This window comes from Streptomyces sp. NBC_01214 (genome assembly GCF_026340975.1).
Classification (GTDB): domain Bacteria; phylum Actinomycetota; class Actinomycetes; order Streptomycetales; family Streptomycetaceae; genus Streptomyces.
Window position 1 is genome coordinate 361,846 of the sequence record NZ_JAPEOS010000001.1, and the last position, 26,524, is coordinate 388,369.

The window sequence follows — 26,524 nt, forward strand, 5'->3', positions numbered from 1 at the left end:
GCGCTGCGCGCTGACTCCTGAAGATTAGCGCACAGACCCGGTCAGGCCAAAATCCGTTGTCCGGGGGCGTCTGCGCAGGTCATCCGACCCGTCGCGGGCGCCCGGACACGGGGCCTACTCGTCCTCGGCGAGGGTGAGCTCCACACCGCCGACGAAGCCCGCCGACAGGTTGTAGATGAACGCACCCAGCGTCGCCAGTGCCGTCGCCAGCACCACGTCGATCACCGCGATGACCGACGTGAAGATCAGAACGCGCGGCAGCGACAGGAACGACTGGAGGTCGAAGCCGTTGCCCTCGTTCGAACCGGTCGCCTCGCTGATCGTGCCGCCGACGGTCGAGAAGACGCCCATCGCGTCCATGACCATCCACAGCACAGCCGCCGCCACGATCGTGCAGATGCCGAGCGCGATCGACAGCAGGAAGCTGACCTTCATGACCGACCACGGGTCGGCCTTGGCCACCCGCAGCCGCGCCTTGCGCGTGCGGGGGGCCGTACGGACCCCCGTGCGCGGCTTGCGCTGCGCGCCCGTCCCCGCGCCCCCCTGCGCCGTCCCGGGGCCCGAGGGCGCCGGATAGGCCTGCGGAGGGTGGTACGGCTGTGCGGGCTTGTCCTGGCCGGCGTCCGCGCCGACCGACGACTTCGGACCTCGAGTGTCCGTCACGGTTCCCCCCTGGGAGTCCGCGGCAGGGCCACGGGCACCGTTCGCTCCAGTCTTGGCCGGTCCGGCGCCCGTGGCTCCACTCACGACTTACTCCTCGTGCTCCCCGGCCGAGGGCTGCGTGCCCTCGGCGGCCTCGGCGACCTGTCCGTCGGCCACCTCGGTGTCGTTCTCGTCGGCCTCGACCTCGTCAGCTTCCTGACCGGCCTCGGCGTTCCGGGCGATGCCGACCACGGCATCGCGCTTGCCCAGGTTGATCAGCTGGACGCCCATGGTGTCACGGCCGGTCTCCCTGACTTCGTTGACGCGCGTGCGAATCACACCACCGCTGAGCGTGATGGCGAGAATCTCGTCGCTCTCGTCGACCACGAGCGCTCCGACGAGCGATCCGCGGTCCTCCACGATCTTGGCGGCCTTGATGCCCAGACCGCCACGGCCCTGGACGCGGTACTCGTCGACCGGCGTCCGCTTGGCGTAGCCGCCGTCGGTCGCGGTGAAGACGAACGTACCCGGCCTCACAACGTTCATGGAGAGCAGTTCGTCACCTTCTCGGAAACTCATGCCCTTCACGCCCGAGGTGGCGCGGCCCATCGGGCGCAGCGCGTCGTCGGTCGCCGTGAAGCGGATCGACTGCGCCTTCTTGCTGATCAGCAGCAGGTCGTCCTCGGCGGACACCAGCTCCGCACCGATCAGCTCGTCAGCAGTGCCGTCGGCGCCGTCGGCGCCGGTCTCCCGGAGGTTGATCGCGATGACGCCGCCCGAGCGGGGCGAGTCGTAGTCCTTGAGCGCCGTCTTCTTCACCAGGCCGCCCTTGGTGGCCAGGATCAGGTAGGGCGCCGCCTCGTAGTCGCGGATCGCGAGGATCTGGGCGATCTTCTCGTCCGGCTGGAAGGCCAGCAGGTTCGCCACGTGCTGCCCGCGGGCGTCACGGCCGGCGTCCGGCAGCTCGTACGCCTTGGACCGGTAGACCCGGCCCTTGTTCGTGAAGAAGAGCAGCCAGTGGTGCGTGGTGGACACGAAGAAGTGGTCGACCAGGTCGTCCTGCTTCAGCTTGGTGCCGCGCACGCCCTTACCGCCGCGCTTCTGCGAGCGGTAGTCCTCGGTCTTGGTGCGCTTGACGTAGCCGCCGTGCGTGATCGTGACGACGATGTCCTCTTCGGCGATCAGGTCCTCGATGGACATGTCACCGTCGAAGGGCACCAGCTTGGAGCGCCGGTCGTCGCCGAACTTCTCGACGATCGCCGCCAGTTCCTCGCTGACGATGGAGCGCTGGCGCTCCTCCGAGGCCAGGATGGCGTTGTACTCGTTGATCTTCGCCTGGAGCTCGTCGTGCTCGGCGACGATCTTCTGCCGCTCCAGGGCCGCCAGGCGGCGGAGCTGCATCTCCAGGATCGCGTTCGCCTGGATCTCGTCGATCTCCAGGAGGCCCATCAGGCCCTCGCGCGCGATCTCGACCGTGTTGCTGCGCCGGATGAGGGCGATGACCTCGTCGATCGCGTCCAGCGCCTTGAGCAGACCGCGCAGGATGTGGGCGCGCTCCTCCGCCTTGCGCAGGCGGAACTTCGTGCGCCGGACGATGACCTCGATCTGGTGCGTCACCCAGTGGCGGATGAACGCGTCGATCGACAGCGTGCGCGGCACGCCGTCCACCAGCGCCAGCATGTTGGCGCCGAAGTTGGTCTGCAGCTCGGTGTGCTTGTAAAGGTTGTTCAGCACGACCTTGGCGACGGCGTCGCGCTTGAGGACGATCACCAGGCGCTGGCCGGTCCGCGACGAGGTCTCGTCACGGACGTCGGCGATGCCGCCGACCTTGCCGTCCTTCACCAGGTCCGCGATCTTCTGCGCGAGGTTGTCGGGGTTGGTCTGGTACGGGAGCTCCGTGACCACCAGGCACTGGCGGTTCTGGATCTCCTCGACCTCCACCACCGCGCGCATCGTGATGGAGCCGCGACCGGTCCGGTACGCCTCCTCGATGCCCTTGCGGCCCACGACCAGGGCGCCCGACGGGAAGTCCGGGCCCTTGATCCGCTCGATCAGCGCGTCCTGGAGCTCCTCGTGCGTGGCCTCCGGGTGCTCCAGCGCCCACTGGGCACCGGCCGCGACCTCGCGGAGGTTGTGCGGCGGAATGTTGGTGGCCATGCCGACCGCGATGCCGGCGCTGCCGTTGACCAGCAGGTTCGGGAAGCGCGCCGGCAGGACGGTGGGCTCCTGGTTGCGGCCGTCGTAGTTGTCCTGGAAGTCGACGGTCTCCTCGTCGATGTCCCGGAGCATCTCCATGGCCTGCGGCATGAGCTTGCACTCGGTGTAGCGCATCGCGGCCGCCGGGTCGTTGCCCGGGGAGCCGAAGTTGCCGTTGGAGTCCACCAGCGGCATGCGCATCGACCACGGCTGGGCCAGGCGGACCAGGGCGTCGTAGATGGAGCTGTCACCGTGCGGGTGGTAGGTGCCCATGACGTCGCCGACGACGCGGGCGCACTTGTAGAAGCCCTTCTCGGGCCGGTAGCCGCCGTCGTACATCGCGTACAGCACGCGGCGGTGCACCGGCTTGAGGCCGTCGCGCACGTCCGGCAGGGCGCGCGAGACGATGACGGACATCGCGTAGTCGAGGTAGGAGCGCTGCATCTCCGTCTCGAGCCCGACGGGCTCGATGCGCAGCACGGGCTGCTCCTCCGCGGCGTTCTCTGCGGTGGGGGTGGTTTCGTCGGCCATTGCTGGTCAGAAATCCTTTCAGGCGGCGGTCAGCGGAGCCGACTCAGATGTCGAGGAACCGAACGTCCTTGGCGTTGCGCTGGATGAAGGAGCGCCGGGCTTCGACGTCCTCACCCATCAGCACCGAGAACAGGTCGTCGGCCTGCGCGGCGTCGTCCAGGGTGACCTGGCCGAGGACACGGTGGTCCACGTCCATGGTGGTGATGCGCAGTTCCTCGGCGTTCATCTCGCCCAGACCCTTGAAGCGCTGGATCGAGTCTTCCTTGATCCGCTTGCCGTTCTGCTTGCCGAGCTCGACCAGGGCGTCCCGCTCGCGGTCCGAGTACGCGTACTCGAAGTCGTCCCGGCCCCACTTGATCTTGTAGAGGGGCGGGCGCGACAGGTACACGTGACCGGCTTCGACCAGCGGCCGCATGAAGCGGAAGAGGAAGGTCAGCAGCAGGGTGTTGATGTGCTGGCCGTCGACGTCGGCGTCCGCCATCAGGATGATCTTGTGATAGCGGAGCTTCTCGATGTCGAAGTCCTCGTGCACACCGGTGCCGAAGGCACTGATCAGCGCCTGGACCTCGGTGTTCTGGAGGATCTTGTCGATACGGGCCTTCTCGACGTTCAGGATCTTGCCGCGGATGGGCAGGATGGCCTGGTACATCGGGTTGCGGCCGGACTTCGCGGAGCCACCGGCCGAGTCGCCCTCGACGATGAAGATCTCGCACTTGGTCGGGTCGTTCGACTGGCAGTCGGACAGCTTGCCCGGCAGCGAGGCGCTCTCCAGCAGACCCTTGCGACGGGTCAGGTCACGGGCCTTGCGGGCCGCGACGCGCGCCGTGGCCGCCTGGATCGACTTGCGGATGATGTCCGCGGCCTCGACCGGGTTGCGGTCGAACCAGTCGTTGAGGTGCTCGTGGACGACCTTCTGCACGAAGGTCTTGGCCTCGGTGTTGCCCAGCTTGGTCTTCGTCTGGCCCTCGAACTGGGGCTCGCCCAGCTTGACCGAGATGATCGCCGTCAGACCCTCGCGGATGTCCTCGCCGGCGAGGTTGTCGTCCTTCTCGCGCAGCAGCTTCTTGTCGCGCGCGTAACGGTTCACCAGACCCGTCAGCGCCGCACGGAAGCCCTCCTCGTGCGTACCGCCCTCGTGCGTGTGGATCGTGTTCGCGAAGGAGTAGACACCCTCCGTGTACTGCGAGTTCCACTGCATCGCGATCTCGACCGAGAGCATCCGCTCCTTGTCCTCGGCCTCGACGTCGATGACGGTCGGGTGGATGAGCTCACCCTTGCGCGAGTTGAGGTACTTCACGAAGTCGACGATGCCGCCCTCGTAGTAGTACTTCACCGTGCGCGCCTGGGGCTCGGCCGCGTCCGCGTCCGGGTCGTCGGCGCCCGCGGTGGCCTTCGCCGACTCGCGCTCGTCGGTCAGCGACAGGGTCAGGCCCTTGTTGAGGAAGGCCATCTCCTGGAAGCGCCGCGACAGCGTCTCGAAGGAGTACTCGGTCGTCTCGAAGATGTCGCCGTCGGCCCAGAAGGTGACCGAGGTGCCCGTCTCGACGGTCTCCTCGTTCTTGGCCAGCGGGGCCGTCGGCACGCCCAGCTTGTAGTCCTGCGTCCAGCGGTGGCCGTCCGTCTTGACCTCGACCGCGACCTTGGTCGACAGGGCGTTCACGACGGACACGCCGACGCCGTGCAGACCACCGGAGACGGCGTAGCCGCCGCCGCCGAACTTGCCGCCCGCGTGCAGGACCGTCAGGACGACCTCGACGGCCGGCTTGCCCTCGGACGGAACGATGCCGACCGGGATGCCGCGACCGTTGTCGATCACGCGCACCCCACCGTCGGCGAGGATCGTCACGTCGATGGTGTCCGCGTGCCCGGCCAGCGCCTCGTCGACCGAGTTGTCGACGACCTCGTAGACGAGGTGGTGCAGACCACGCTCACCCGTCGAGCCGATGTACATACCCGGCCGCTTGCGGACCGCGTCCAGGCCCTCGAGGACCTGGATCGCACTGGCGTCGTAATTCTTCTCGTTGGAGTCGCCGGAATCGGCCACGAAGCGCCCTTTCTGGCACAGCACAGCCCGTGCTCCGGACCAGCAAGTGCGCCAGCGGGAGCGGCCGCGTCGATCTGCGTTGTCTGCGTGATCCCGCGAACGGGCGGGATTCGCTTCAGTCTACCGGTACCACGGACATGAATGGGGGTTTGCCGGTACCTGAGTCCGCATGTGCCGCCCTGAACCTCCACTCTCCGACTCCCCACATCCGGGGAGGGGCTCAAAGAGGCTCACGCGGGCATCCAGCCCTTCGGGCTGTCAACCTCCGACTACCGTGAGGGACACCACCCGCCGGACCGGCTACTCACCCGTAGGTGTCGCCCGGTCCCTTGCTGCCCGGCGCCCGCCACGGCCCGTAGCCCTTCGGCCGTCCGCCGGGCCCCTGGACCTTGATCAGACGTACGGTGCCCTGCCCCAGATCCGCGTTCAGCCGCGCGACCAGCTGCGGAGCCAGCAGCTTCAGCTGTGCCGCCCACGCCGAGGAATCGCAGCGCACGACAAGCTCACGGTCCTCGTAGCGTTCCGGTTCACAGTGGGCCGCGATCTCCGGGCCGACGATCTCCGGCCAGCGCTCCATCACGCCGGCCACCGCCATCGGCATCTCCCAGCCGCGTTCGGTGCGCAGCCGGTCCAGCGCCGCCATGAGCGGCATCGGGTCCCGGCCGTCCGCGCGGGCTCCCGAGCGCAGCCCCGGCTGCTGGCGCTTCTTCCCGCCGGCCGCGTTGCCCCGGGCCCGCGCCTGCTCGCGCGCCGCCGCGAGGGCCTGGCGCGCGAGGTCCACCCCGGAGGCCTCCGGGGTCCTGCGACCCTCCTGCGGGTCCTTGGCGTGCTCGTTCACAGCCGGGTCACCTCACCGCCGGACACCCCGAACCGCGTCCCCACCAGCACCCCCGGGACGTCGTCGTCGACCGCCGCCGTCACCAGTACCTGCTCGCCCGGGGCCACCAGCTCCGCCAGCCGCTCCCGGCGCCGCGCGTCCAGCTCGGCGAACACGTCGTCGAGGATCAGCACCGGCTCGCTGCCCTCCGAGCGCAGCAGCTCGTAGGAGGCCAGCCGGAGCGCCAGCGCGTACGACCACGATTCCCCGTGGCTCGCGTACCCCTTCGCGGGCAGCTCCCCGAGCCGCAGCACCACGTCGTCGCGGTGCGGTCCCACCAGGGTCACACCGCGCTCGATCTCCTGCTTGCGCACCTCGGCCAGCGCGGTCAGCAGCACCTCGTAGAGGGCCTCGCGGGTGCGCGCCGCGCCGCCGTCCACCGGCTCGCCGGCCGAGGACTTGTACGCCAGCCCCAGCGGGCCGCCGCCGGGTGCGAGCTGCTCGTAGGCCTTGTCCGCCAGGGGCAGCAGGGTCGCGATCAGATCCAGCCGCTGCGCGAGCAGCTCCGCGCCCGCGCGGGCGAGGTGCTGGTCCCACACGTCGAGGGTGGAGAGGTCCAGGGAGCGGCCGCCGTGCCGGCGGGCCATCGCCGCCGACTTCAGCAAGGTGTTGCGCTGCTTGAGCACCCGCTCGTAGTCGGAGCGGACCGCGGCCATCCGCGGCGAGCGCGCCGTGACCAGCTCGTCCAGGAACCGCCGTCGCTCGCCCGGGTCGCCCTTGACCAGGGCCAGGTCCTCCGGCGCGAACAGCACCGACCGTATGATCCCCAGCACGTCCCGCGGCCTGACCTGCGAGGACCGGTTGATCCGGGCCCGGTTCGCCCGGCCGGGATTGAGCTCCAGCTCCACCAGCTGCTGCCGCTCGCCCTGGGTGACGGCCGCGCGGATGATCGCCCGGTCCGCGCCCATCCGCACGAGCGGGGCGTCCGAGGAGACCCGGTGGCTGCCGAGGGTCGCCAGGTAGCCGATCGCCTCGACGAGGTTGGTCTTCCCCTGTCCGTTGGGGCCCACGAAAGCGGTGACGCCCGGGTCGAGGGGAACCTCGGCCCGGGCGTACGAGCGGAAGTCGGCCAATGAGAGATGCGAAACGTGCATGCGGCGCCGACCTCCCCCGGCTTCCAACTACTCGCTGTGGTGCTGTACCGCTGTACCGCTGCGGTGCTACTTCTTCTCGACCGCGTGGCCGCCGAACTGGTTGCGCAGCGCGGCGATCATCTTCATCTGCGGGGAGTCGTCCTGCCGCGAGGCGAAGCGCGCGAAGAGCGACGCGGTGATCGCGGGCAGCGGCACGGCGTTGTCGATCGCCGCCTCCACCGTCCAGCGTCCCTCGCCGGAGTCCTGCGCGAAGCCGCGCAGCTGCTCCAGGTGCTCGTCCTCGTCGAGGGCGTTCACGGCCAGGTCCAGCAGCCAGGAGCGGATGACGGTGCCCTCCTGCCAGGAACGGAAGACCTCACGGACGTCGGTGACCGAGTCCACCTTCTCCAGGAGCTCCCAGCCCTCGGCGTAGGCCTGCATCATGGCGTACTCGATGCCGTTGTGGACCATCTTCGCGAAGTGGCCCGCGCCGACCTTGCCCGCGTGCACGGCGCCGAACTCGCCCTCGGGCTTGAGGGCGTCGAAGACCGGCTGTACGCGGGCCACGTCCTCGGCGGCGCCGCCGTACATGAGCGCGTAGCCGTTCTCCAGGCCCCACACGCCGCCGGAGACACCGCAGTCGACGAAGCCGATGCCCTTGGCCTTCAGCTCCTCGGCGTGCTTCTCGTCGTCGGTCCAGCGGGAGTTCCCGCCGTCGACGACGACGTCACCGGGCGACAGCAGCTCGGCGAGCTCGTCGACGGTGGACTGGGTGGCCGCACCGGCCGGGACCATGACCCACACGACGCGGGGGGCCTGCAGGCTGTCCACAAGCTCCTGCAGGCTGTGGACATCCGCGAGGTCCGGGTTGCGGTCGTATCCGATGACGGTGTGGCCTGCGCGGCGGATGCGCTCGCGCATGTTGCCGCCCATCTTGCCGAGACCGACGAGACCAAGCTCCATCAGGTGGTTCCTTAAGCGTTGTGGCCGTCTTTGCCGGGGCTTCCCCGGCCGTGTCCTCGCCGGACGCGCAGGGGGTCGCCCACCGGATCCGAGCCTACGCCGGGCCGTGGCGGCGGGCCTTGCGGGCGCTCCATGGCGGCCCGTCCGGCTCAGCCGGTTTTCCCGGCGCGCTCCCCAGCCTGTGGACGACGTCGGGCCCGGTCCCGCTGCGTGCGAGACCGGGCCCGACGTCGACAGGTGGAACGTCAGCCGGACAGGCGCACCGGCATGATCAGGTACTTGTAGGCCTCGTCGGCCTCCGCGTCGATCGCCGGGCGGCCGCTGAGCAGCGCGGGCTTGGTCGACGTGGTGAAGCTGAGCTGCGCCACCGGGGAGGCGATCGCGCTCAGGCCGTCCAGCAGGAAGGTCGGGTTGAAGGCGATCGAGATGTCGTCGCCGTCCAGCTGGGCGTCGACCCTTTCCACAGCCTGTGCGTCGTCGGAGGAGCCGGCCTCCAGGATCAGCACGCCCTTCTCGAAGCTGAGGCGGACCGGGGTGTTGCGCTCGGCCACCAGGGCCACGCGCTTGACGGCCTCGACGAAGGGCGCGGTCTCGATCACCGCGATCGAGTTGAACTCCGTCGGGAACAGCGTCCGGTACTTGGGCAGGTCGCCTTCGAGCAGCCGGGTGGTGGTGCGGCGGCCGGCGCCCTCGAAACCGATCAGGCCTTCGCCCGCACCGGAGCCGGACAGCGCCAGGGTGACCGTGTCACCGCTGGTCAGCGAGTTGGCGATCTCCTGGAGCGTCTTGGCGGGCACCAGGGCCACGGCCGACGCGTCCGGGTTCTCCGGCTTCCACAGGAACTCGCGGACCGCGAAGCGGTAGCGGTCGGTGGAGGCCAGGGTGACGCGGTCGCCCTCGATCTCGATGCGGACACCGGTCAGCACCGGCAGCGTGTCGTCACGGCCGGCGGCAGTGGCGACCTGCTTGGCGGCGGAGGCGAAGACCTCACCGGCCACGGTGCCGGTCGCGGTCGGCATCTGCGGCAGTGCCGGGTACTCCTCCACGGGCAGGGTGTGGAGGGTGAAGCGCGAGGAGCCGCAGACCACGGTCGCCCGTACACCGTCTGTGGAAATCTCCACCGGCCGGTTGGGGAGGGCGCGGCAGATGTCGGCGAGCAGCCGGCCGGAGACCAGGACGGTGCCGTCCTCCTCGACGTCCGCCTCGACGGAGACCCGGGCCGAGACCTCGTAGTCGAAGCCGGAGAGGCTCAAAGTGCCCTCCTCGGCCTTCAGCAGCAGGCCCGCGAGAACGGGCACCGGCGGCCGGGCCGGGAGGCTACGGGCGGCCCAAGCCACCGCCTCCGCGAGTACGTCGCGCTCCACCCGGATCTTCACCGGAACCGCCTCCTGCTGTTGCTCGCTCGTCTGCCGGCCTTCGTCGTCGGCTCGTCGATGCCTCGACCGATGCCGGGGACCAGTCTGACGTACGGCGCCGACACTCGGTGCGGCTGGCGGTCAAGTCGGGAGCGAGGCGTCGGGGCGGGCGATCGACGAGTTGTGCACAGGACCCGCTTGAAAACCGAAACCGGCCTAACTCTCTATGGGGGTAGTAGTAGGGCCTGTGGAAACGGTGGATAAGCCCGTTTTCGCAGGTCAACCCCGGTTTTTTATCCACCGACCCTGTGGGCGACACCGGTGGACAACCCCGTGTCCCTGTGGAGAACAAAAAGTTCTGCACAGGCTGTCCCCAGGTGACCCCGATTACTCCACAGGTGTGTCCCCAGCTTTCCCCCGGTACTCCACAACCCAAACGTCTACATCCGTGTGACGGCTTTCACTCCGGGCGGTGAGAGGGGGTGGTGTGTTGCCGAACAGTGGACAAGGGTGTGGAGAAGCCCGCGCATCCTGTGCACAGGACGTGGAAACCTGTGGGCCGACGGTGGACAACGCCGTGGACAGGGCTGTGGACGAAATATTTGTCCACAGCCTGTGGATGACGTTTGTGCACAATTCCACAGGGGTCTGACCAGCCCTGATGGAGCCTCACCCCGCACGCCTGTGGACAGATTGTGGGTGACGCGACCCGTCCCCAGGGTGTGGACGGAAGAAAGTCTCCCAATCTGTGGATGACTTGCTCCACAGGGGGCGTATTCGAACAGGTCAGGGGCGCGCGAACGAAGAAGGGCGCCCCCGTTGTGGACCGGGAGCGCCCTCTGGAAGCGTGTGAAGGAGCCCTGGAGCGGCCCCGAACCGGGTGTCGGGGGGCCGCGCTCAGGCGTTCTTGATGCGGTTGGTGAGCTCGGTGACCTGGTTGTAGATGGAGCGGCGCTCGGCCATCAGAGCGCGGATCTTGCGGTCCGCGTGCATGACCGTTGTGTGGTCGCGGCCGCCGAACTGCGCCCCGATCTTGGGCAGGGAGAGGTCGGTGAGCTCCCGGCACAGGTACATGGCGATCTGCCGGGCGGTGACCAGGACCCGGCTGCGCGAGGAGCCGCACAGGTCGTCCACGGTCAGGCCGAAGTAGTCCGCGGTGGCCGCCATGATGTCGGTGGCCGTGATCTCCGGTGCGCTGTCCTCACCGCCCGGGATCAGGTTCTTCAGGACGTCCTCGGTGAGGCCCAGGTCGACCGGCTGCCGGTTGAGGCTCGCGAAGGCCGTGACCCGGATCAGCGCCCCCTCCAGCTCGCGGATGTTGCGCGAGATGCGGGAGGCGATGAACTCCAGTACCTCCGGCGGGGCGTTGAGCTGCTCCTGGACGGCCTTCTTGCGCAGGATCGCGATGCGGGTCTCCAGCTCGGGCGGCTGGACGTCGGTGATCAGGCCCCACTCGAAGCGGTTGCGGAGCCGGTCCTCCAGGGTGACCAGCTGCTTGGGCGGCCGGTCGGAGGAGAGCACGATCTGCTTGTTGGCGTTGTGGAGCGTGTTGAAGGTGTGGAAGAACTCCTCCTGCGTCGACTCCTTGCTCGCGAGGAACTGGATGTCGTCGACGAGGAGGATGTCCATCTCGCGGTAGCGCTTGCGGAACGCGTCGCCCTTGCCGTCGCGGATGGAGTTGATGAACTCGTTGGTGAACTCCTCGGAGCTCACGTACCGCACCCGGGTGCCGGGGTAGAGGCTCCGCGCGTAGTGCCCGATGGCGTGCAGCAGGTGCGTCTTGCCGAGGCCCGACTCCCCGTAGACGAAGAGGGGGTTGTAGGCCTTCGCGGGTGCCTCGGCGACGGCCACCGCGGCGGCGTGCGCGAAGCGGTTGGAGGCGCCGATGACGAAGGTGTCGAAGAGGTACTTGGGGTTCAGCCGCGCGGTCGGCTCCAGCGGGCCCGAGGTGGAACTGCCGGACGGGGACGGCGGCGCAGGCCGGCCGGGGGCCTGGCGCGGCGCAGGCTGCTCGTACTGCTGGGGCTCGTACGGCTGCTGCTCGTATTGATGGGACTGGTGCTGCTGCTGGGCCTCGTACGGGGACTGCTCGTACTTCTGCTGCTCGTAGGAGCCCTGGTCGTAGCCGGAGGGCTCGGGCTGCTGGAGATAGCCGGGCTGCGGGGAGGCGTACGGGTCGCGTTCGGGGAAACCGCCGAGGCGCGGCTGCTGCCAGCCGTAGTCGTCCTGTTGGCCGCCGCGGGGCCAGGCGCCGGGCTCGGGGCGCTGCTGCTGGTAGTCCGGGTAGGCCGGGCGGGCGGTGGGGAGCTGGTCGTCGCCGGGGCGCTGGCCGCCGTACGGCTCGTACCCGCCCTGCTGCTGGACGGGAGGAGCGGGGGGCGCGGGCTCGCCGGCGGAGTCGTCCACGGTGATGGCGATCCGGATGGGGCGGCCGCACTCACGGCTGAGCGCGTCGCTGATCAGCGGGGCGAGGCGGCCTTCGAGGACGCGCTTGCCCCATTCATTGGGGACGGCCAGCAGTGCGGTGTCGGCGACGAGTGCCAGGGGCTGGCACCGCTCGACCCACTGCTTGTCTTTGGGCTCGATCCCCGGCTGTCCCTCCCCGAGGAGCTTTTCGAGCACCCTTGGCCACACTGCGGCAAGATCGGCAGGTACGTCAGCCACAGAGCACGCTCTCTCACAGGGGTCCCACGAATGTGTGGTTCTTTGGGACGGTCGGGACAAAAAATCCGGGGTCAGGCAACGGTAGTCAGGCCAGCGGGTAGGGTTCAAGTCGTTGTCCACAGCCTGTGCACAGTGTGGGGCCTGGTCGGCTCGGTTTGACCGGATGGCGTAGCCGCGCGTACCGTAACCAGGTCGAGTTGTCGATGGCTGCTGCCGCCTGCCTACCGATGGGCGAAGGTCACTGATAGTGATCATTTAGCGGTGCCACTCGGGCGAACACGCGAGTTTCCTCGTGGGCGCACGGTGACAGCCAGGCGATGTCCCGCCACAACGATTCATTCTCTGGAGCCCCCGAGTGAGCAAGCGCACCTTCCAGCCGAACAACCGCCGTCGCGCCAAGACCCACGGCTTCCGCCTGCGGATGCGTACCCGTGCCGGTCGCGCGATCCTCGCGAACCGTCGTGGCAAGGGCCGCGCCGCCCTTTCCGCGTAACAACACGCAGGTCGTGACGTCGTGCTGTCTCCCGAAAATCGGCTGAGGCGGCGCGAGGACTTCGCGAGCGCGGTACGCCGAGGTCGCCGGGCTGGTCGCCCGCTCCTCGTCGTCCATCTACGTACAAGCGGTGCAACGGACCCGCACGAGTCGGGGGAGATCGATCCCTCGTCGCGTGCGGGTTTCGTCGTCAGCAAGGCTGTCGGCAACGCCGTCATACGTAACCGGGTCAAGCGCCGTCTGCGGCATCTGGTCCGCGAGCGGCTGTCCCAGCTGCCCGCCGGTAGCCTGGTGGTGGTACGTGCGTTGCCCGGAGCGGGTGATGCCGGCCCCGACGAGCTGGCCCGGGACCTGGATGCCGCTCTGGTGCGGCTCCTGGGAGGCGTGGCTCGATGAAGTACCCGCTGCTCGCTTTGATCAAGCTGTACCAGTGGACGATCAGTCCGCTGCTCGGGCCGGTGTGCCGCTACTACCCGTCGTGTTCGCACTACGGGTACACGGCCATCGACCGGCATGGTGCGGTCAAGGGGACGGCCCTGACCGCCTGGCGGATCCTGCGGTGCAATCCGTGGTCCCCGGGCGGCGTGGACCACGTCCCACCCCGTAAACGCCCGCGTTGGCACGAGCAGCTGCGCAGTGCGTTGCGTAGATCTCGCAATGCTCAAGGAGCCTGATTAGTGGACACGATTGCCAGTCTGTTCAGCTTTATCACTTACCCCGTCTCGTGGATCATCGTCCAGTTCCACTCGATGTACGGGGCGATCTTCGGTGAGTCGAGTGGGTGGGCCTGGGGCCTGTCCATCGTGTCCCTAGTGATCTTGATCCGTATCTGCCTGATCCCGCTCTTCGTGAAGCAGATCAAGGCGACGCGGGGCATGCAGGCGCTCCAGCCGAAGATGAAGGCGATCCAGGAGCGCTACAAGAACGACAAGCAGCGTCAGTCCGAAGAGATGATGAAGCTGTACAAGGAGACGGGTACCAACCCGCTCTCCTCGTGCCTACCCATCCTGGCGCAGTCCCCGTTCTTCTTCGCGCTGTACCACGTGCTCTCGAACATCGCCGATGGCAAGGCGGTCGGCGCGATGGACCAGCAGCTGGTCGACAGCGCCCGTGCGGCCAAGATCTTCGGCGCGCCGATCGCCGCGAAGTTCATGGACAGCCCGGAGAAGGTCGCCGCCCTCGGCGCGACGCTGACGGACGTGCGGATCGTGACGGCCGTCATGATCATCATGATGTCGCTGTCGCAGTTCTACACCCAGCGTCAGCTGATGCAGAAGAACGTCGACCTCTCGGTCAAGACGCCGTTCATGCAGCAGCAGAAGATGCTGATGTACATCTTCCCGGTGATCTTCGCGGTCATGGGCATCAACTTCCCCGTCGGTGTTCTCGTCTACTGGCTGACCACGAACGTGTGGACCATGGGTCAGCAGATGTACGTGATCAACCAGAACCCGACGCCGGGCAGCAAGGCGCAGGACCAGTACCTGACGCGACTGCTGAAGCAGGTCACCTCGCACGGTGAGCTCAAGGGCCGGGGCAGGAAGCGGGTCGTCGCGGCGATCGTCGCCAAGGGCCCGGACCGCAACGACAACGAGCGCAAGTTCATCGCCGCCCTCACCAAGCAGGGCATGGCCGCGCAGCCCGACGGCTCCGTGATCAAGAGTGTCGAGGCCACGGCGGACTCGGATGCGGCGAGCGGCGGTGCCGCGAAGCGGCAGCAGCCGAAGCGTCAGTCGAAGGCGCAGCGTCAGACCCCCAGCAAGCCCGCTCCCAAGAAGTAAGAAGGAGTCTCTCCCGTGACGGAAGGCACCACCACGGCCGCCGCTGAGAGTGGCGACACCCTGACCCGCCTCGAGCAGGAGGGTGAGATCGCGGCCGACTACCTCGAGGGTCTGCTGGACATCGCCGACCTGGACGGCGACATCGACATGGACGTCGAGGCCGACCGGGCCGCGGTGTCGATCGTCAGTGACTCGGCCAGCCGCGATCTGCAGAAGCTCGTGGGCCGCGACGGTGAGGTTCTGGAGGCTCTGCAGGAGCTGACCCGCCTCGCCGTGCACCGGGAGACCGGGGACCGCAGTCGGCTGATGCTGGACATCGCCGGGTTCCGCGCGAAGAAGCGCGAGGAGCTGGCGGCGCTGGGCGCCCAGGCCGCGGCGGACGTGAAGGCGTCCGGCGAGCCGCTGAAGCTGGCTCCGATGACCCCGTTCGAGCGGAAGGTCGTCCACGACGCCGTGGCGGCGGCCGGTCTGCGGAGCGAGTCCGAGGGCGAGGAGCCGCAGCGCTTCGTCGTTGTGCTCCCGGCCTGATCGTCAGCACGAGTTGTTCGGCCCCGTCTGTGTCGCAGACGGGGCCGATGTTTGTCAGCCTGGCCTGACAGGTGAACGACGCCTCATCTTGAAGTTTTTTCAGAACCATGCGGTACGGAAGGACGGTCCCCGTGACGGAGGCAGCTGAGCTTCCCCCGGCGCCTGAAGAGGCGCGTGCGGTGTTCGGTGAGTTTTTCCCGGAAGCTGTGCGGTACGCGGAGCTGCTGGCGGACGCAGGAGTCAAGCGGGGCCTGATCGGGCCGCGTGAGGTGCCGCGCCTGTGGGAGCGGCACCTGCTGAACTGCGCTGTGCTGTCGGAGGTCGTGCCCCAGGGCGTCACCGTGTGCGATGTGGGCTCGGGCGCGGGTCTGCCCGGCATTCCGCTCGCCCTGGTGCGACGGGATCTCAAGATCACGCTGCTCGAACCGCTGCTGCGGCGTACGACCTTCCTCCAGGAGGCCGTGGAGCTGCTGGGCCTGGACCACGTCACGGTGGTGCGCGGGCGGGCCGAGGAGGTCCTGGGCAAGCTGCAACCGGTGCACGTGGTGACGGCGCGGGCGGTGGCTCCGCTGGACCGGCTGGCCGGCTGGGGCGTGCCCCTGCTGCGGCCGTACGGCGAGATGCTGGCGCTGAAGGGCGACACCGCGGACGAAGAACTGGTGTCGGCGAAGACGGCGCTGGCGAAGCTGGGTGTGGTGAAGACCTCGGTGCTGCACGTGGGCGAGGGTCTGGTGGACCCGCTGTCGACGGTGGTGCGGGTTGAGGTCGGAGAGAGCCCTGGAGGGGTGAGGTTCGCGGCCAAGCGGGCTAAGGCGGCCCGGGTGGGGCGCACCCGCCGGCGCCGGTAATTCACCGCGGATTCGCTGGCGGTCGGGGCCCACGCGGGAGATTTCATCCGTGTTGGGCCCTATAGGTATGGATTTCGGAGTGTCGTAGCGGCCGGGAGACTCTCTCCGGGCATCGTGTTTCACGTGAAACGTCGCTCTCTGCTGCACGGAATCATCAGCCGCGGTCGTGCGGCTGCGTCCCCCCTCCAGCGCAAGGACGCAAGGGGGACAGAGTTGTCCACATCGGTGGATTCATCCACAGGAGTACGGGCCCCGCTGGTTCGCGACCCGGGTGACATGGGAGGCTCTGTTCATCGCGAGCCTGATGTCGAGGAGAGTGACACCGTGCGGTCCGACGCCAACCTCGCGGGGCCCATGGCCGATCCGGTCCCCGGGCCCCGCTCTGAACCGGCGGGTGAGGATGTTTCACGTGAAACATTGCCTCCGCCTCTTGTAGACAACGACACCCCCATCGGCCGAGCCGCCCAGCAGGCGATCGAGGCGATGGGGCGCGCCGGTGAGAGGCTGCCCCGGCCGAATCAGACCCGGGTCATCGTGGTGGCCAACCAGAAGGGCGGCGTGGGCAAGACCACGACGACCGTGAACCTGGCGGCGTCACTGGCGCTGCACGGTGCACGGGTCCTGGTGGTCGACCTCGACCCGCAGGGCAACGCGTCCACGGCACTGGGCATCGACCACCACGCCGACGTGCCGTCCATCTACGACGTGCTCGTTGACAGCCGGCCGCTGCTGGAGGTCGTCCAGCCGGTGGTGGACGTGGAGGGCCTCTTCTGTGCCCCGGCCACGATCGACCTGGCGGGTGCCGAGATCGAGCTGGTGTCGCTCGTGGCGCGGGAGAGCCGCCTCCAGCGGGCGATCCAGGCGTACGACCAGCCCCTCGACTACATCCTGATCGACTGCCCGCCCTCGCTCGGCCTGCTGACGGTGAACGCACTGGTGGCCGGCGCGGAGGTGCTGATCCCGATCCAGTGCGAGTACTACGCCCTGGAGGGCCTGGGTCAGCTGCTGCGCAATGTCGATCTGGTGCGGGCCCACCTCAACCCGACGCTCCACGTGTCCACCATCCTGCTGACGATGTACGACGGCAGGACACGGCTGGCTTCGCAGGTGGCGGAGGAGGTGCGCAGCCACTTCGGCAAGGAGGTGCTGCGGACGAGCATCCCCCGGTCGGTGCGCATTTCTGAGGCACCGAGCTATGGGCAGACGGTGCTCACGTACGACCCGGGTTCCAGTGGTTCCCTCTCCTATCTGGAGGCAGCGCGAGAGATCGCGTATCGGGGGGTCGGTATTCAGTACGACGCTCGGCACGCCCATCTGGGCCCGGGCAGCAACAACACGCACAGTGTGGCGGAGGGGATCCAGTGAGTGAGCGACGTAGGGGTCTGGGGCGGGGGCTCGGTGCGCTGATCCCCGCGGCTCCGCAGGAGAAGACGCCGCCGGTGATCAGCGCCGGGTCGACGTCCCCGTCGGCGGTGCCGACGATGGCTTCGGAGCGCGGGGTCGCGGCGGCGAAGCTCGCTGCGCTCGTACAGGCCGATGTTTCACGTGAAACATCGCTTGCGGTCGCCCCGGTGGCCGAGCCCGAGTCCCAGCCCGAGATCGAGAGCAATGTGGTGGCGGGGGCGACGTTCGCCGAGCTCCCGATGGACGCGATCACGCCGAACCCGCGGCAGCCGCGCGAGGTGTTCGACGAGGACGCCCTCGCCGAGCTGGTGACCTCCATCCAGGAGGTGGGCCTGCTCCAGCCGGTGGTGGTGCGGCAATCGGCCCCCGGTCGCTATGAGCTGATCATGGGTGAGCGGCGCTGGCGTGCCTGCCGCGAGGCCGGGCTGGAGGCCATTCCGGCGATCATCCGGGCGACGGACGACGAGAAGCTGCTGCTGGACGCGCTGCTGGAGAACCTGCACCGGGCTCAGCTGAACCCGCTGGAAGAAGCCGCTGCCTACGACCAGCTGCTCAAGGACTTCAACTGCACCCACGACCAGCTGGCCGACCGGATCGGGCGCTCGCGTCCTCAGGTGTCGAACACGCTGCGGCTGCTCAAGCTGTCCCCTTCGGTGCAGCGCCGGGTGGCCGCGGGTGTGCTGTCGGCCGGGCACGCGCGTGCGCTGCTCTCGGTGGAGGACTCCGAGGAGCAGGACAAGCTGGCGCACCGGATCGTGGCCGAGGGGCTGTCGGTGCGTGCGGTCGAGGAGATCGTGACGCTGATGGCCTCGGAACCGTCGAGTGCGGTGAAGCCGAAGGGTCCGCGTGCGGGTGCCCGGGTGGCTCCGGCGCTCAGCGAGCTGGCGACGCGACTGTCGGACCGGTTCGAGACGCGGGTGAAGGTGGATCTGGGTCAGAAGAAGGGCAAGATCACCGTCGAGTTCGCCTCGATGGAGGATCTGGAGCGGATTCTGGGAACGCTGGCGCCGGGCGAGGGCCGGGTGCTGGATCAGGGTCTTGCCGGGGAGTGATCCCCGGGCCGCCCAGGGGCGGACCGCAACGGTGTGAACCGGTGCGGTCCGCCCCTTCGCTTTGCTGTCGAAGAACGATGGACCAGTGGATACGATGCGGTCATGGGTCGTCGGCTGGTACCGCTCACGCTGGACAACCTCCAGGACCTGCCCCGTCGTTGCCGGTCCTGTGTGTTCTGGGAGCTGGACCCGGTCAGTGGTGAGGCCGCGGTGAAGGCGGGTACTCCGGCGCAGGAGAAGGAGGCATGGATCTCCGCCGTCCTGCTGGAGTGGGGATCCTGCGGCCGAGTGGTCTATGTGGACGAAATTCCGGTGGGCTTCGTCCTCTACGCGCCGCCGGCGTACGTGCCTCGGGCCACGTCCTTCCCGACGAGCCCGGTCTCGCCCGATGCCGTTCAGCTGATCACTGCGTGGATCATGCCGGGGTACCAGGGGCAGGGGCTGGGGCGGGTCATGGTTCAGACGGTGGCCAAGGACCTGCTGCGGCGGGGGTTTCGGGCGATCGAGGCGTTCGGGGACGCGCACTGGGAGGGCCCGGCGTGCTTGCTGCCGGCAGACCATCTGCTCGCGGTGGGCTTCAAGACGGTCCGTCCCCACCCGGTGCATCCGCGGCTGCGGCTGGAACTCCGCTCGACGCTGTCGTGGAAGGAAGACGTAGAGCTCGCGCTGGACCGGCTGCTGGGCGCGGCGCGCAAGGAGCCGGCGCTCCGGCCGCTGTGAGCGCGAGACGCGGAACGGGGCCGCCCCTGGAGGGGCGGCCCCGTTTCACGTGAAACATCGATCGGGTCAGGCGGTCTTGACCTCGACGAACTCCGAGAGGTCGCGCAGGATGGCGGCCTTCGGCTTCGCGCCGACGATGGTCTTGGCGACCTCGCCGCTCTGGTAGACGTTCAGCGTCGGGATGGACATGACGCCGTACTTGGCGGCCGTGGCCGGGTTCTCGTCGATGTTGAGCTTGACGATCTCGATCTGGTCGCCGTACTCGGCGGCGATGGCCTCGAGGGACGGAGCGATCTGGCGGCACGGTCCGCACCAGGCGGCCCAGAAGTCCACCAGTACGGGCTTGTCGCTCCTGAGTACCTGCTCGTCGAAGTCAGCGTCGGTCACGTTCTTGAGGGTGCCGGCCACAGCGGCCTCCTTCTTCTTTCCTGCGGGGTGTGGGGTGGGGCGGTGTGGGGGTCAGACCGGTCAGACCGCTGCGTGGACCTTCTCGGCGTCCGCGAGCGCGGCGAGGAAGCGCTCGGCGTCGAGGGCGGCGGAGCAGCCGGTGCCCGCGGCGGTGATGGCCTGACGGTAGGTGTGGTCGACGACGTCGCCGGCGCCGAACACGCCGGTGGCGCTGGTCCGGGTGGAGGGGGCCTCGACCTTGAGGTAGCCCTCCTCGTCGAGGTCGAGCTGCCCCTTGAAGAGCTCGGTGCGCGGGTCGTGGCCGACGGCGATGAAGAGGCCGGTCACGGGCAGCTCGGAGGTCTCCCCGGTCTTGGTGTTGCGCAGGGTGAGGCCGGAGAGCTTCTGGTCGCCGTGGATCTCGGCGACCTCGCTGTCCCAGGCGAACTTGATCTTCGGGTCGGCGAAGGCGCGGTCCTGCATGGCCTTCGAGGCGCGCAGGCTGTCACGGCGGTGGACGATGGTGACGGACTTGGCGAAGCGCGAGAGGAAGGTGGCCTCCTCGATCGCGGTGTCGCCGCCGCCGACGACGGCGATGTCGTGGTCCTTGAAGAAGAACCCGTCACAGGTGGCGCACCAGGAGACACCGCGGCCGGAGAGGGCGTCCTCGTTGGGCAGGCCGAGCTTGCGGTGCTGGGAACCGGTGGTGACGATGACGGCCTTGGCGCGGTGCACGGTGCCGGCGGTGTCGGTGACGGTCTTGATCTCACCGCTGAGGTCCACGGCCACGACGTCGTCCGCGATCAGCTCGGCGCCGAAGCGCTCGGCCTGGGCCCGCATGTTGTCCATGAGGTCGGGGCCCATGATGCCGTCCTGGAAGCCCGGGAAGTTCTCCACCTCGGTGGTGTTCATCAGGGCGCCACCCGCGGTGACGGCACCTTCGAAGACCAGCGGCTTGAGCGAAGCGCGTGCGGTGTACAGGGCGGCGGTGTAACCGGCCGGCCCGGAGCCGATGATGATCACGTTTCGGACGTCGCTCACGGGTTTCTTCCTCGTCTCTGCGGACTGCGTACTGCCTACCGGGGGCCGGTGCGGACTGTCACCCCACCCAACGGATCCTACGGCGCATGCATTCCCCACCCGCCCCACCACGGCCCCGAACGCCTCGGCTACCGCGGATAGGTGCTCGTCAGAAGGACCTTTCCGGGGTCTGCCGAACCGGTCAGTTCGCACGCCGTGTCGACGAGGTAGGCATCGACACGGGCGGAGTCGGTCGGGTGCGGCAGGACGAGGAGGTAGACGGGAGTTCCCTGGTAGCTGCCGCGTTCGGCGGCGAGCGGGGTGTCAGGGCGCCCGGTGGCCTGCTGGACACAGGTGGGGACGGGAGGCGCTGCCCGCTTGTCTCCGGGGGCCGGGGCGGTGTTCTCCAGTCCGAGGGTGTTGTTCTGCTCCTGGGGAACGTTCTTGGCGCCCTGACCGCCTGCGATGAGCTGCTTGACGCGGTCCTGGAGTCCCTGAGCGGTGTAGCTGCTGTCGCCCGTGGCAGCGGACGGCCGCTCCGCGGAGTCGGATGCCTCGCCGGTGGCAGCGATTCCGTGGGGTGGCGTGTTCGAGAAGTCGCCGAACAGGAAGATGCCCAGGGCGCAGGCAGCGGCTCCGGACAGACCGGCGAGGACGGCGATCCGGCGGCGCGCGCGGCGTCGCCCGGGGCCGGTTGGGCCGGTCGGGTGACCGGCGGGCCGGGGGTACCTCCCAGCGGTAGCGGGGGGCGTTCCACGTGAAACATCGCGGTCCGGCGTGCGGAGCCGGTCGGCCGGTACGGCCTGGGCCTGCGGCTGGGTGGCGTCGAGGAGGGCCTCCGCGGCGAGGGCCGCGTCGATCCGGCCGGCGATGTCGGCGGGCATCCGGGCCGGCCCCGGCAGGGTGCCGAGGAGGGAACGGATCTCCTCCAGGGAGGTGCGGACATCGGCGCACAGGGCGCAGTCGCCGAGATGGCGGCGGATTTCGGCGGTACGGGACGGGGAGAGGAGACCTTCGGTCAGGTCGGAGATCTCCGAGACGTCCGGGTGCCGGATCGTGCCGGTCGTGCCGGACATGCCAGTGGGCGGGGTCACGGTCGTCCACCTCCACCCTTCACAGCGTCTGGGTCTGGATGCCTGGGTTCTGCCGCTGGTGGGACGGGTGGGCCCGGCGTCCGGTTCCTTCCCCGCTCGGTGGCGGTGTTATCCCCGGCATTCGTGCGCAGATGAGTGAGGAGCGGCACGAGTTTCGCCCGGCCGCGTGCGCACCGGCTCTTCACGGTGCCGGTGGGGACGTCGAGGATCCGGGCGGCTTCGGCGACGGGGTACCCCTGCATGTCGACGAGGACCAGCGCGGCCCGCTGATCTGCCGGGAGGGTGCTCAGGGCGGCCAGGAGCTGGCGATGGAGGTCCTGGCGCTCCGCAGGGGCCTCCGCGGACTCATGGGGCTCCAGGAGGCGCTCCAGGCGGTCCGTGTCGTCGAGGGGCGCGGTCCGGCGGGAGGCGGCCTTGCGGGCGCGGTCGAGGCAGGCATTGACGGTGATGCGGTGCAGCCAGGTGGTGACGGCGGATTCCCCGCGGAAGGTGTGCGCGGCCCGGTAGGCGGACATCAGCGCGTCCTGCACCGCGTCGGCGGCCTCCTCGCGGTCCCCGAGGGTCCGCAACGCCACGGCCCACAACCGGTCCCGGTGCCGCCGCACGATCTCCCCGAAGGCCTCGGGATCCCCGGCGACGTGCCGTGCGAGCAGGTCTGCGTCGCTGTCCCCGCCGGTCGTTGCGTCGTGCATCACACCTGCCCTCCCGGAGGGAGCGTACGGGGCGGTCGGGACGAATACGAGGGTCCGCTGCGCCGATCGGCGCAGCGGACCAGGGGGCGTACCGATCAGGGAGCCGGCTGGTCGCCGGTTCCGAGGATCTTGATCTCGTTGATGCCGCCGCGGTAGCCGTCCCCGCCGCCCTCGGAGGGCAGCGCGGTGATGTGCACCAGCACGAAGCGGGTCTTGACCGGAGTGTCCCGCGTGGCCTCCAGCTTCTTCCCCGCGTTGCCCAGTTTCACGAGCTCCTGGGGGAAGTCGGAGATGCCGCGCGGCGAGGATTCCTCGGGGGCGGCGGCGCGGACCTCGACCTTGTGTCCGGCACCGCGCATGTCCACGTCGATGCCCGTCACCTCCTGGACGCTGCCGAGGTCGACGACGATGCCGCTGCCGTCGTCGTAGCTGGGCAGGTTGCCGAACTTTCCTTCGTAACCGTAGAAGATCTTGGTGATCCACGCGGTGTCGGGGTTCTCGTCGATGGCCTTGCCGGCGTCCTCGGGCTTTATCGGGTCCTTGCCGAAGACGGAGGCTCCCTCAAGGCGCAGCGGCTTGCTCTCCTTGGGCTTCTTCTCGTCCTCGTTCGTCTTGGTGGACTGCGAGTTGTTCGGGCTGCCGCTCTCGCCCTTGACGCGGTCCAGGAGCGTGTCGGCGAGCTGCCAGCTGCCCAGGCCGAGCGCGGCGATGAGCAGGGCGGCCACACCCCACTTCAGGACGCGGCCGGTGCGGCTCTGCAGCGGGGGCGGCGGGATGGCCATGGCGTGGGTGACCGGCGCACCGGGGTGCGTCGGAGGACGTCCGTAGTTGCCCTGCTGGTAGGTGGTGTGCTGGTACTCCGGCGGGGCCGTGAAGGCAGGCTCCGGCGGCCGGATGCGGGGCATCGCGGCCACGGCCTTGGCCAGCTCGTCAGGGGTGGTGCAGGCGGGTTCCTGACGGGAGGCGGTGGCCCCGTCGTTGGCGAGCGCGCGCATGGCGAGTTCGCCCAGGCCCCGGTGGACGCCGGCGCGCACCTGGTCGGGGGCGATCAGGCCCACGCCCTTGGGCAGGCCGGTGAGGCCGTACGCGTCGCTCTCGTACGGCCAGCGCTGGGTGAGGGCGGCGTACAGGAGCGCGCCGATGGCCTCGGTGTCGGCCCGCTGCGGGGTTTCGCTGGTGATGCCGCGCAGGGCGGCGTTCACGGCGAGGCCGCGGATGCGGTACTGGCCCGTGGAGGTGCGCAGTATGGCGCTGGGCGTCAGCCGCAGATGGGCGAGACCCTCACGGTGCGCGGCCGCCATGGCCTGGGAGACCTGGCTGACGAGCTGGTAGGCCTCGTGGGCCTCCAGCGGGCCCGAGGCGAGGAGCGCGGTGAGTTCGGTGGCGTCGGGCAGCCATTCGTGGACGACGTAGACGACGTCGTTCTCCTCCACGGCGTCCAGGACCTGGACGAACCGTGGGTCGCCGAGCAGGGCGGAGGACCGGGCGGCGGCCAGGACGGAGCGAGCGCGCGCGTGGTCGGCGGGCATCAGGTGCACGCCCACGGCACGGCGCAGCTTCTCGTCCATCGCGCGCCAACTGCTGAATCCGTCCACACGGGTGACGCACTCTTCCAGCCGATAGCGTCTGGCGAGCTTGTGTCCGCTGTGCAGTTCCGGTGCGGCCGCAGGGGCCGCGTTGGTGCGTTCGCCGTCCTTGTCGGGCATGGGTCCGTCCGCGGCTCGTCCGTTCTGGGTGTCCACCCCGTCGGACGTGGCCTGTGCCGCCTGAGCGGTCAGCGGCTCATCGCCGCTGTTGTCGGCCACGTCGACGGCAGCCGTGCTACGTTCCGCCACCGTCGTTCCTGCCTCCCCATCCGTTGCGCGCTGTCAGCCAGTCTGCGAAGCCATGCCAATTGTGCCCACAGTCCGACGCTAAGCACGACACACGAAAGGGGGCGACGGTTGTGCGCATCAGCGCCCCAAACGTCCGCGGACCATTCCGACCATCGCGTTGAGCTCTTCGATCCGCATCCGCTTGGCGGCGATGAGGAACACCGCGACCAGGGCGATGCCGCCGGCGAGGAGGGCGGTGGCGGAGCCGGTGACTCCGCTGCCCAGCCACTGGGTGACGCCGAAAGCGGCCGCGCCGGCCACGGCGGCGGCCGGGATGCAGGCGCCGGTGAGACGGGCGTAGGTGCGCATGACGTGCGCCCCGTCGAGGTCGCCACCGAGCCGGGTGCGCAGGCGGCGCCAGGCGACGCCGACGCCGACGGCGTAGCCGAGCCCGTAGGCGGCGGCCATGCCGACCACCGCCCACCGGGCGGGGAGCACGAAGAACGACAGCGCGGAGACCGCCGCGTTGACGGCGGCGACGATGACGGTGTTGTAGAAGGGCGTCCGGGTGTCCTCGTAGGCGTAGAAGCCGCGCAGGACCACGTACTGGATGGAGTACGGGATCAGGCCGAGGCCGAACGCCATCAGGATGTAGCCGATGTTCTGCGCGCCCGAACCCGAGCCGGCGTACAGCAGGGTGGCCATCGGGACACCGAGGGCGAGGAACGCGAAGGCGCAGGGCACGATCGCGACGGCCGAGGTGCGCAGCCCGTAGGAGATGTCGTCGCGGACCGCGGCGGCGTCGCCGTCGTGTGCGGAGCGGGAGATGCGGGGCAGGACGGCCGTCATGACGGAGACGGTGATGATCGCCTGCGGCATCTGCCACAGCAGAAGGGCGTACTGGTAGCCGGTGAAGCCGGTGCCCGGGTGGCCCTGCTTCTCGGCGACGGATCCGGCCCAGGTGGCGAGCTGGGTCACGACCACGAGGCCGGCCTGGTTGGCGAGGACGAAGAAGAACGTCCACTTGGCCAGGCCGGCGGCCTTGCCGAGGCCGTGGCCCCGCCAGTCGAAGCGCAGGCGCGGCTTGAAGCCCGCGTCGCGCAGGTACGGCAGCATCGCGAGGGCCTGGACGGCGAGGCCGAGCAGGGTGCCCAGGCCCAGCAGGCGCACGCCCTCGGGGGTGACGGTGGCGGCGTTGACGCCGGAGGTGGTGAAGCCGCCGAAGGCCCAGATGAAGGCGCCGAAGGTGGCGATGACCACGATGTTGTTGAGGACCGGGGTCCACATCATCGCGCCGAAGCGGCCGCGGGCGTTGAGGATCTGACCCAGGACCACGTGGACGCCCATGAAGAACATGGTGGGCAGGCAGTAGCGGGCGAAGGCGACCGCGACGTCCATCTGCTGCGGGTCGGAGGCGATCTTCGGCGACATCATCGTGATGAACACCGGTGCGGCCAGGACACAGATGGTGGTGACGGCGGCCAGCAGCACCACGACGAGGGTCAGCAGCCGGTTGGCGTATGCCTGTCCGCCGTCGTCGTCGTTCTTCATGGCCCGGACCAGCTGCGGGATGAAGACGGCGTTCAGGGCGCCGCCGCCGACCAGCACGTAGATCATCGTGGGCAGGGTGTTGGCGATCTGGTACGTGTCGTTGAAGGTGCCGACGCCGATGGCACCCGCGATCGCCAGGGTCTTCAGGAAGCCGGTGAGGCGGGAGACGATCGTGCCCGCAGCCATCAGCGCGCTGGACTTGAACAGGGTCGCTGCCCGTCCGGCGGGCTTGCTCGGCGCCGGTGCGGCGACGGGCGCCTCCTCGACGGGGGTGCGGGGCGCCGCCTCCTGGTCCCGGTACAGGTGCGCGAAGGCATCCGGTTCGGGCTGCTCGTTCGAGGCATTGGTGACGAGGGAGTCCACGCCGACGAACTGGGTGGTGGTGGCGTGGTCGCCGTACGGCAGGTGGCGCGAGGGGCCGTCCGGCTCGGGCGGCGGGGTCTGGGCCCAGACGCGCGGGTCCGGGGAGTACGAGGGCGCGGTCGGCGCGGCGTAGAGCGGGCCGGGCTCCTGATAGGTGCCGGGCGGCGGCGGCGGGTGCGAGGCGCGGTCGTAGAGCACCTCGGCGACCGGGTCCTGGGCCGATAGGTCGTGGGACCGGTACGGGTCGTGGTCGTAGGCGTCCTGGACGTACGGGTCACGTTCCAGCGCGGGCGCAGGCGCGGGAACCTGCCCGGGCACCGGGGTGCCTGGGGCAGCGCCCTGGGAGGGCGCAGGCCCACCAGTGCCCTGCGCGCGGTCACCGTCGTACGGCGCGTTCATCGAAACCCCACCTCATCGTCCCCAGGCCGACCG

The 26,524-nt window shown here is 69.3% G+C and carries 22 protein-coding genes and 1 pseudogene; 9 read left to right on the forward strand and 14 right to left on the reverse strand.

Translation table 11 applies throughout. The annotated features are described in order from the left end of the window. Nucleotides 1-114 precede the first annotated feature (114 nt). The 8 genes from OG594_RS01815 to dnaA all read right to left on the reverse strand — a co-directional run bounded on the left by OG594_RS01815 (nucleotide 115) and on the right by dnaA (nucleotide 12,345). Complete coding sequence (locus OG594_RS01815) at nucleotides 115-747, reverse strand: DUF3566 domain-containing protein (protein WP_266594749.1); 633 nt, start codon at nucleotides 745-747, stop codon at nucleotides 115-117. Between the two features lie 3 nt (nucleotides 748-750). Further along, the gene (gene gyrA, locus OG594_RS01820; RefSeq protein WP_266594750.1) at nucleotides 751-3,369 is read right to left on the reverse strand and encodes a DNA gyrase subunit A; all 2,619 of its coding nucleotides are present in this window, start codon (nucleotides 3,367-3,369) and stop codon (nucleotides 751-753) included. 43 nt (nucleotides 3,370-3,412) lie between these two features. Further along, nucleotides 3,413-5,437 (reverse strand): DNA topoisomerase (ATP-hydrolyzing) subunit B, encoded by a 2,025-nt coding sequence (gene gyrB, locus OG594_RS01825; protein WP_266594751.1) that lies wholly within the window; start codon nucleotides 5,435-5,437, stop codon nucleotides 3,413-3,415. Between the two features lie 280 nt (nucleotides 5,438-5,717). Beyond that, entirely contained in the window at nucleotides 5,718-6,251 is a 534-nt protein-coding gene (locus OG594_RS01830; RefSeq protein ID WP_030008414.1) for a DUF721 domain-containing protein, read from the reverse strand. Next, complete coding sequence (recF, locus tag OG594_RS01835) at nucleotides 6,248-7,384, reverse strand: DNA replication/repair protein RecF (protein WP_266594752.1); 1,137 nt, start codon at nucleotides 7,382-7,384, stop codon at nucleotides 6,248-6,250. The genes OG594_RS01830 and recF overlap by 4 nt, the downstream gene beginning before the upstream one ends. Nucleotides 7,385-7,450: 66 nt before the next feature. Then, complete coding sequence (gene gnd, locus OG594_RS01840) at nucleotides 7,451-8,575, reverse strand: phosphogluconate dehydrogenase (NAD(+)-dependent, decarboxylating) (protein WP_323185295.1); 1,125 nt, start codon at nucleotides 8,573-8,575, stop codon at nucleotides 7,451-7,453. Then, on the reverse strand, nucleotides 8,572-9,702 hold the full coding sequence (gene dnaN, locus OG594_RS01845) for a DNA polymerase III subunit beta (protein ID WP_030956769.1): 1,131 nt from the start codon (nucleotides 9,700-9,702) through the stop codon (nucleotides 8,572-8,574). Before dnaN ends, gnd begins: the two co-directional genes overlap by 4 nt. Nucleotides 9,703-10,578: 876 nt before the next feature. Beyond that, on the reverse strand, nucleotides 10,579-12,345 hold the full coding sequence (dnaA, locus tag OG594_RS01850) for a chromosomal replication initiator protein DnaA (protein WP_266594753.1): 1,767 nt from the start codon (nucleotides 12,343-12,345) through the stop codon (nucleotides 10,579-10,581). Nucleotides 12,346-12,700: 355 nt separating this feature from the next. Between dnaA and rpmH the strand changes: the two genes are divergently transcribed. The 9 genes and pseudogenes from rpmH to OG594_RS01895 all read left to right on the forward strand — a co-directional run bounded on the left by rpmH (nucleotide 12,701) and on the right by OG594_RS01895 (nucleotide 19,171). Then, the gene (gene rpmH / locus OG594_RS01855) at nucleotides 12,701-12,838 is read left to right on the forward strand and encodes a 50S ribosomal protein L34 (RefSeq protein WP_008741645.1); all 138 of its coding nucleotides are present in this window, start codon (nucleotides 12,701-12,703) and stop codon (nucleotides 12,836-12,838) included. 21 nt (nucleotides 12,839-12,859) lie between these two features. Beyond that, on the forward strand, nucleotides 12,860-13,234 hold the full coding sequence (gene rnpA, locus OG594_RS01860; protein WP_078848045.1) for a ribonuclease P protein component: 375 nt from the start codon (nucleotides 12,860-12,862) through the stop codon (nucleotides 13,232-13,234). Continuing rightward, nucleotides 13,231-13,485: pseudogene (yidD, locus tag OG594_RS01865) on the forward strand (membrane protein insertion efficiency factor YidD); the annotation flags it as partial. The gene rnpA and the pseudogene yidD, both read left to right, overlap by 4 nt. Nucleotides 13,486-13,515: 30 nt before the next feature. Beyond that, complete coding sequence (yidC, locus tag OG594_RS01870; protein WP_266594754.1) at nucleotides 13,516-14,619, forward strand: membrane protein insertase YidC; 1,104 nt, start codon at nucleotides 13,516-13,518, stop codon at nucleotides 14,617-14,619. Nucleotides 14,620-14,634: 15 nt separating this feature from the next. Continuing rightward, nucleotides 14,635-15,147, forward strand: a complete 513-nt coding sequence (locus OG594_RS01875) for a R3H domain-containing nucleic acid-binding protein (RefSeq protein ID WP_030008408.1) — start codon at nucleotides 14,635-14,637, stop codon at nucleotides 15,145-15,147. A 131-nt stretch (nucleotides 15,148-15,278) separates the two neighbouring features. Further along, a complete protein-coding gene (rsmG, locus tag OG594_RS01880; protein WP_030008407.1) occupies nucleotides 15,279-15,995 on the forward strand; it encodes a 16S rRNA (guanine(527)-N(7))-methyltransferase RsmG in 717 nt (238 codons plus the stop codon). A 276-nt stretch (nucleotides 15,996-16,271) separates the two neighbouring features. Continuing rightward, nucleotides 16,272-17,360: a ParA family protein gene (locus OG594_RS01885; RefSeq protein WP_323185152.1), complete on the forward strand. Its 1,089-nt coding sequence runs from the start codon at nucleotides 16,272-16,274 to the stop codon at nucleotides 17,358-17,360. Further along, complete coding sequence (locus OG594_RS01890; protein WP_266594755.1) at nucleotides 17,357-18,451, forward strand: ParB/RepB/Spo0J family partition protein; 1,095 nt, start codon at nucleotides 17,357-17,359, stop codon at nucleotides 18,449-18,451. The genes OG594_RS01885 and OG594_RS01890 overlap by 4 nt, the downstream gene beginning before the upstream one ends. Before the next feature lie 102 nt (nucleotides 18,452-18,553). Then, the gene (locus tag OG594_RS01895; protein WP_266594756.1) at nucleotides 18,554-19,171 is read left to right on the forward strand and encodes a GNAT family N-acetyltransferase; all 618 of its coding nucleotides are present in this window, start codon (nucleotides 18,554-18,556) and stop codon (nucleotides 19,169-19,171) included. 66 nt (nucleotides 19,172-19,237) lie between these two features. Here OG594_RS01895 and trxA read toward each other — a convergent pair whose 3' ends face one another. The 6 genes from trxA to murJ all read right to left on the reverse strand — a co-directional run bounded on the left by trxA (nucleotide 19,238) and on the right by murJ (nucleotide 26,491). Continuing rightward, nucleotides 19,238-19,579, reverse strand: coding sequence for a thioredoxin (trxA, locus tag OG594_RS01900; protein WP_030008403.1), 342 nt, complete (start codon nucleotides 19,577-19,579; stop codon nucleotides 19,238-19,240). A 60-nt stretch (nucleotides 19,580-19,639) separates the two neighbouring features. Beyond that, on the reverse strand, nucleotides 19,640-20,599 hold the full coding sequence (gene trxB, locus OG594_RS01905; protein WP_030755379.1) for a thioredoxin-disulfide reductase: 960 nt from the start codon (nucleotides 20,597-20,599) through the stop codon (nucleotides 19,640-19,642). Between the two features lie 128 nt (nucleotides 20,600-20,727). Beyond that, nucleotides 20,728-21,672, reverse strand: a complete 945-nt coding sequence (locus tag OG594_RS01910; protein ID WP_323185154.1) for a hypothetical protein — start codon at nucleotides 21,670-21,672, stop codon at nucleotides 20,728-20,730. Beyond that, the gene (sigM, locus tag OG594_RS01915) at nucleotides 21,669-22,364 is read right to left on the reverse strand and encodes an RNA polymerase sigma factor SigM (protein ID WP_266594757.1); all 696 of its coding nucleotides are present in this window, start codon (nucleotides 22,362-22,364) and stop codon (nucleotides 21,669-21,671) included. Before sigM ends, OG594_RS01910 begins: the two co-directional genes overlap by 4 nt. A 95-nt stretch (nucleotides 22,365-22,459) precedes the next feature. Beyond that, the gene (locus OG594_RS01920) at nucleotides 22,460-24,199 is read right to left on the reverse strand and encodes a protein kinase family protein (RefSeq protein ID WP_266594758.1); all 1,740 of its coding nucleotides are present in this window, start codon (nucleotides 24,197-24,199) and stop codon (nucleotides 22,460-22,462) included. A gap of 117 nt (nucleotides 24,200-24,316) precedes the next feature. Continuing rightward, nucleotides 24,317-26,491 (reverse strand): murein biosynthesis integral membrane protein MurJ, encoded by a 2,175-nt coding sequence (gene murJ, locus OG594_RS01925; RefSeq protein WP_266594759.1) that lies wholly within the window; start codon nucleotides 26,489-26,491, stop codon nucleotides 24,317-24,319. Between the last annotated feature and the right edge of the window lie 33 nt (nucleotides 26,492-26,524).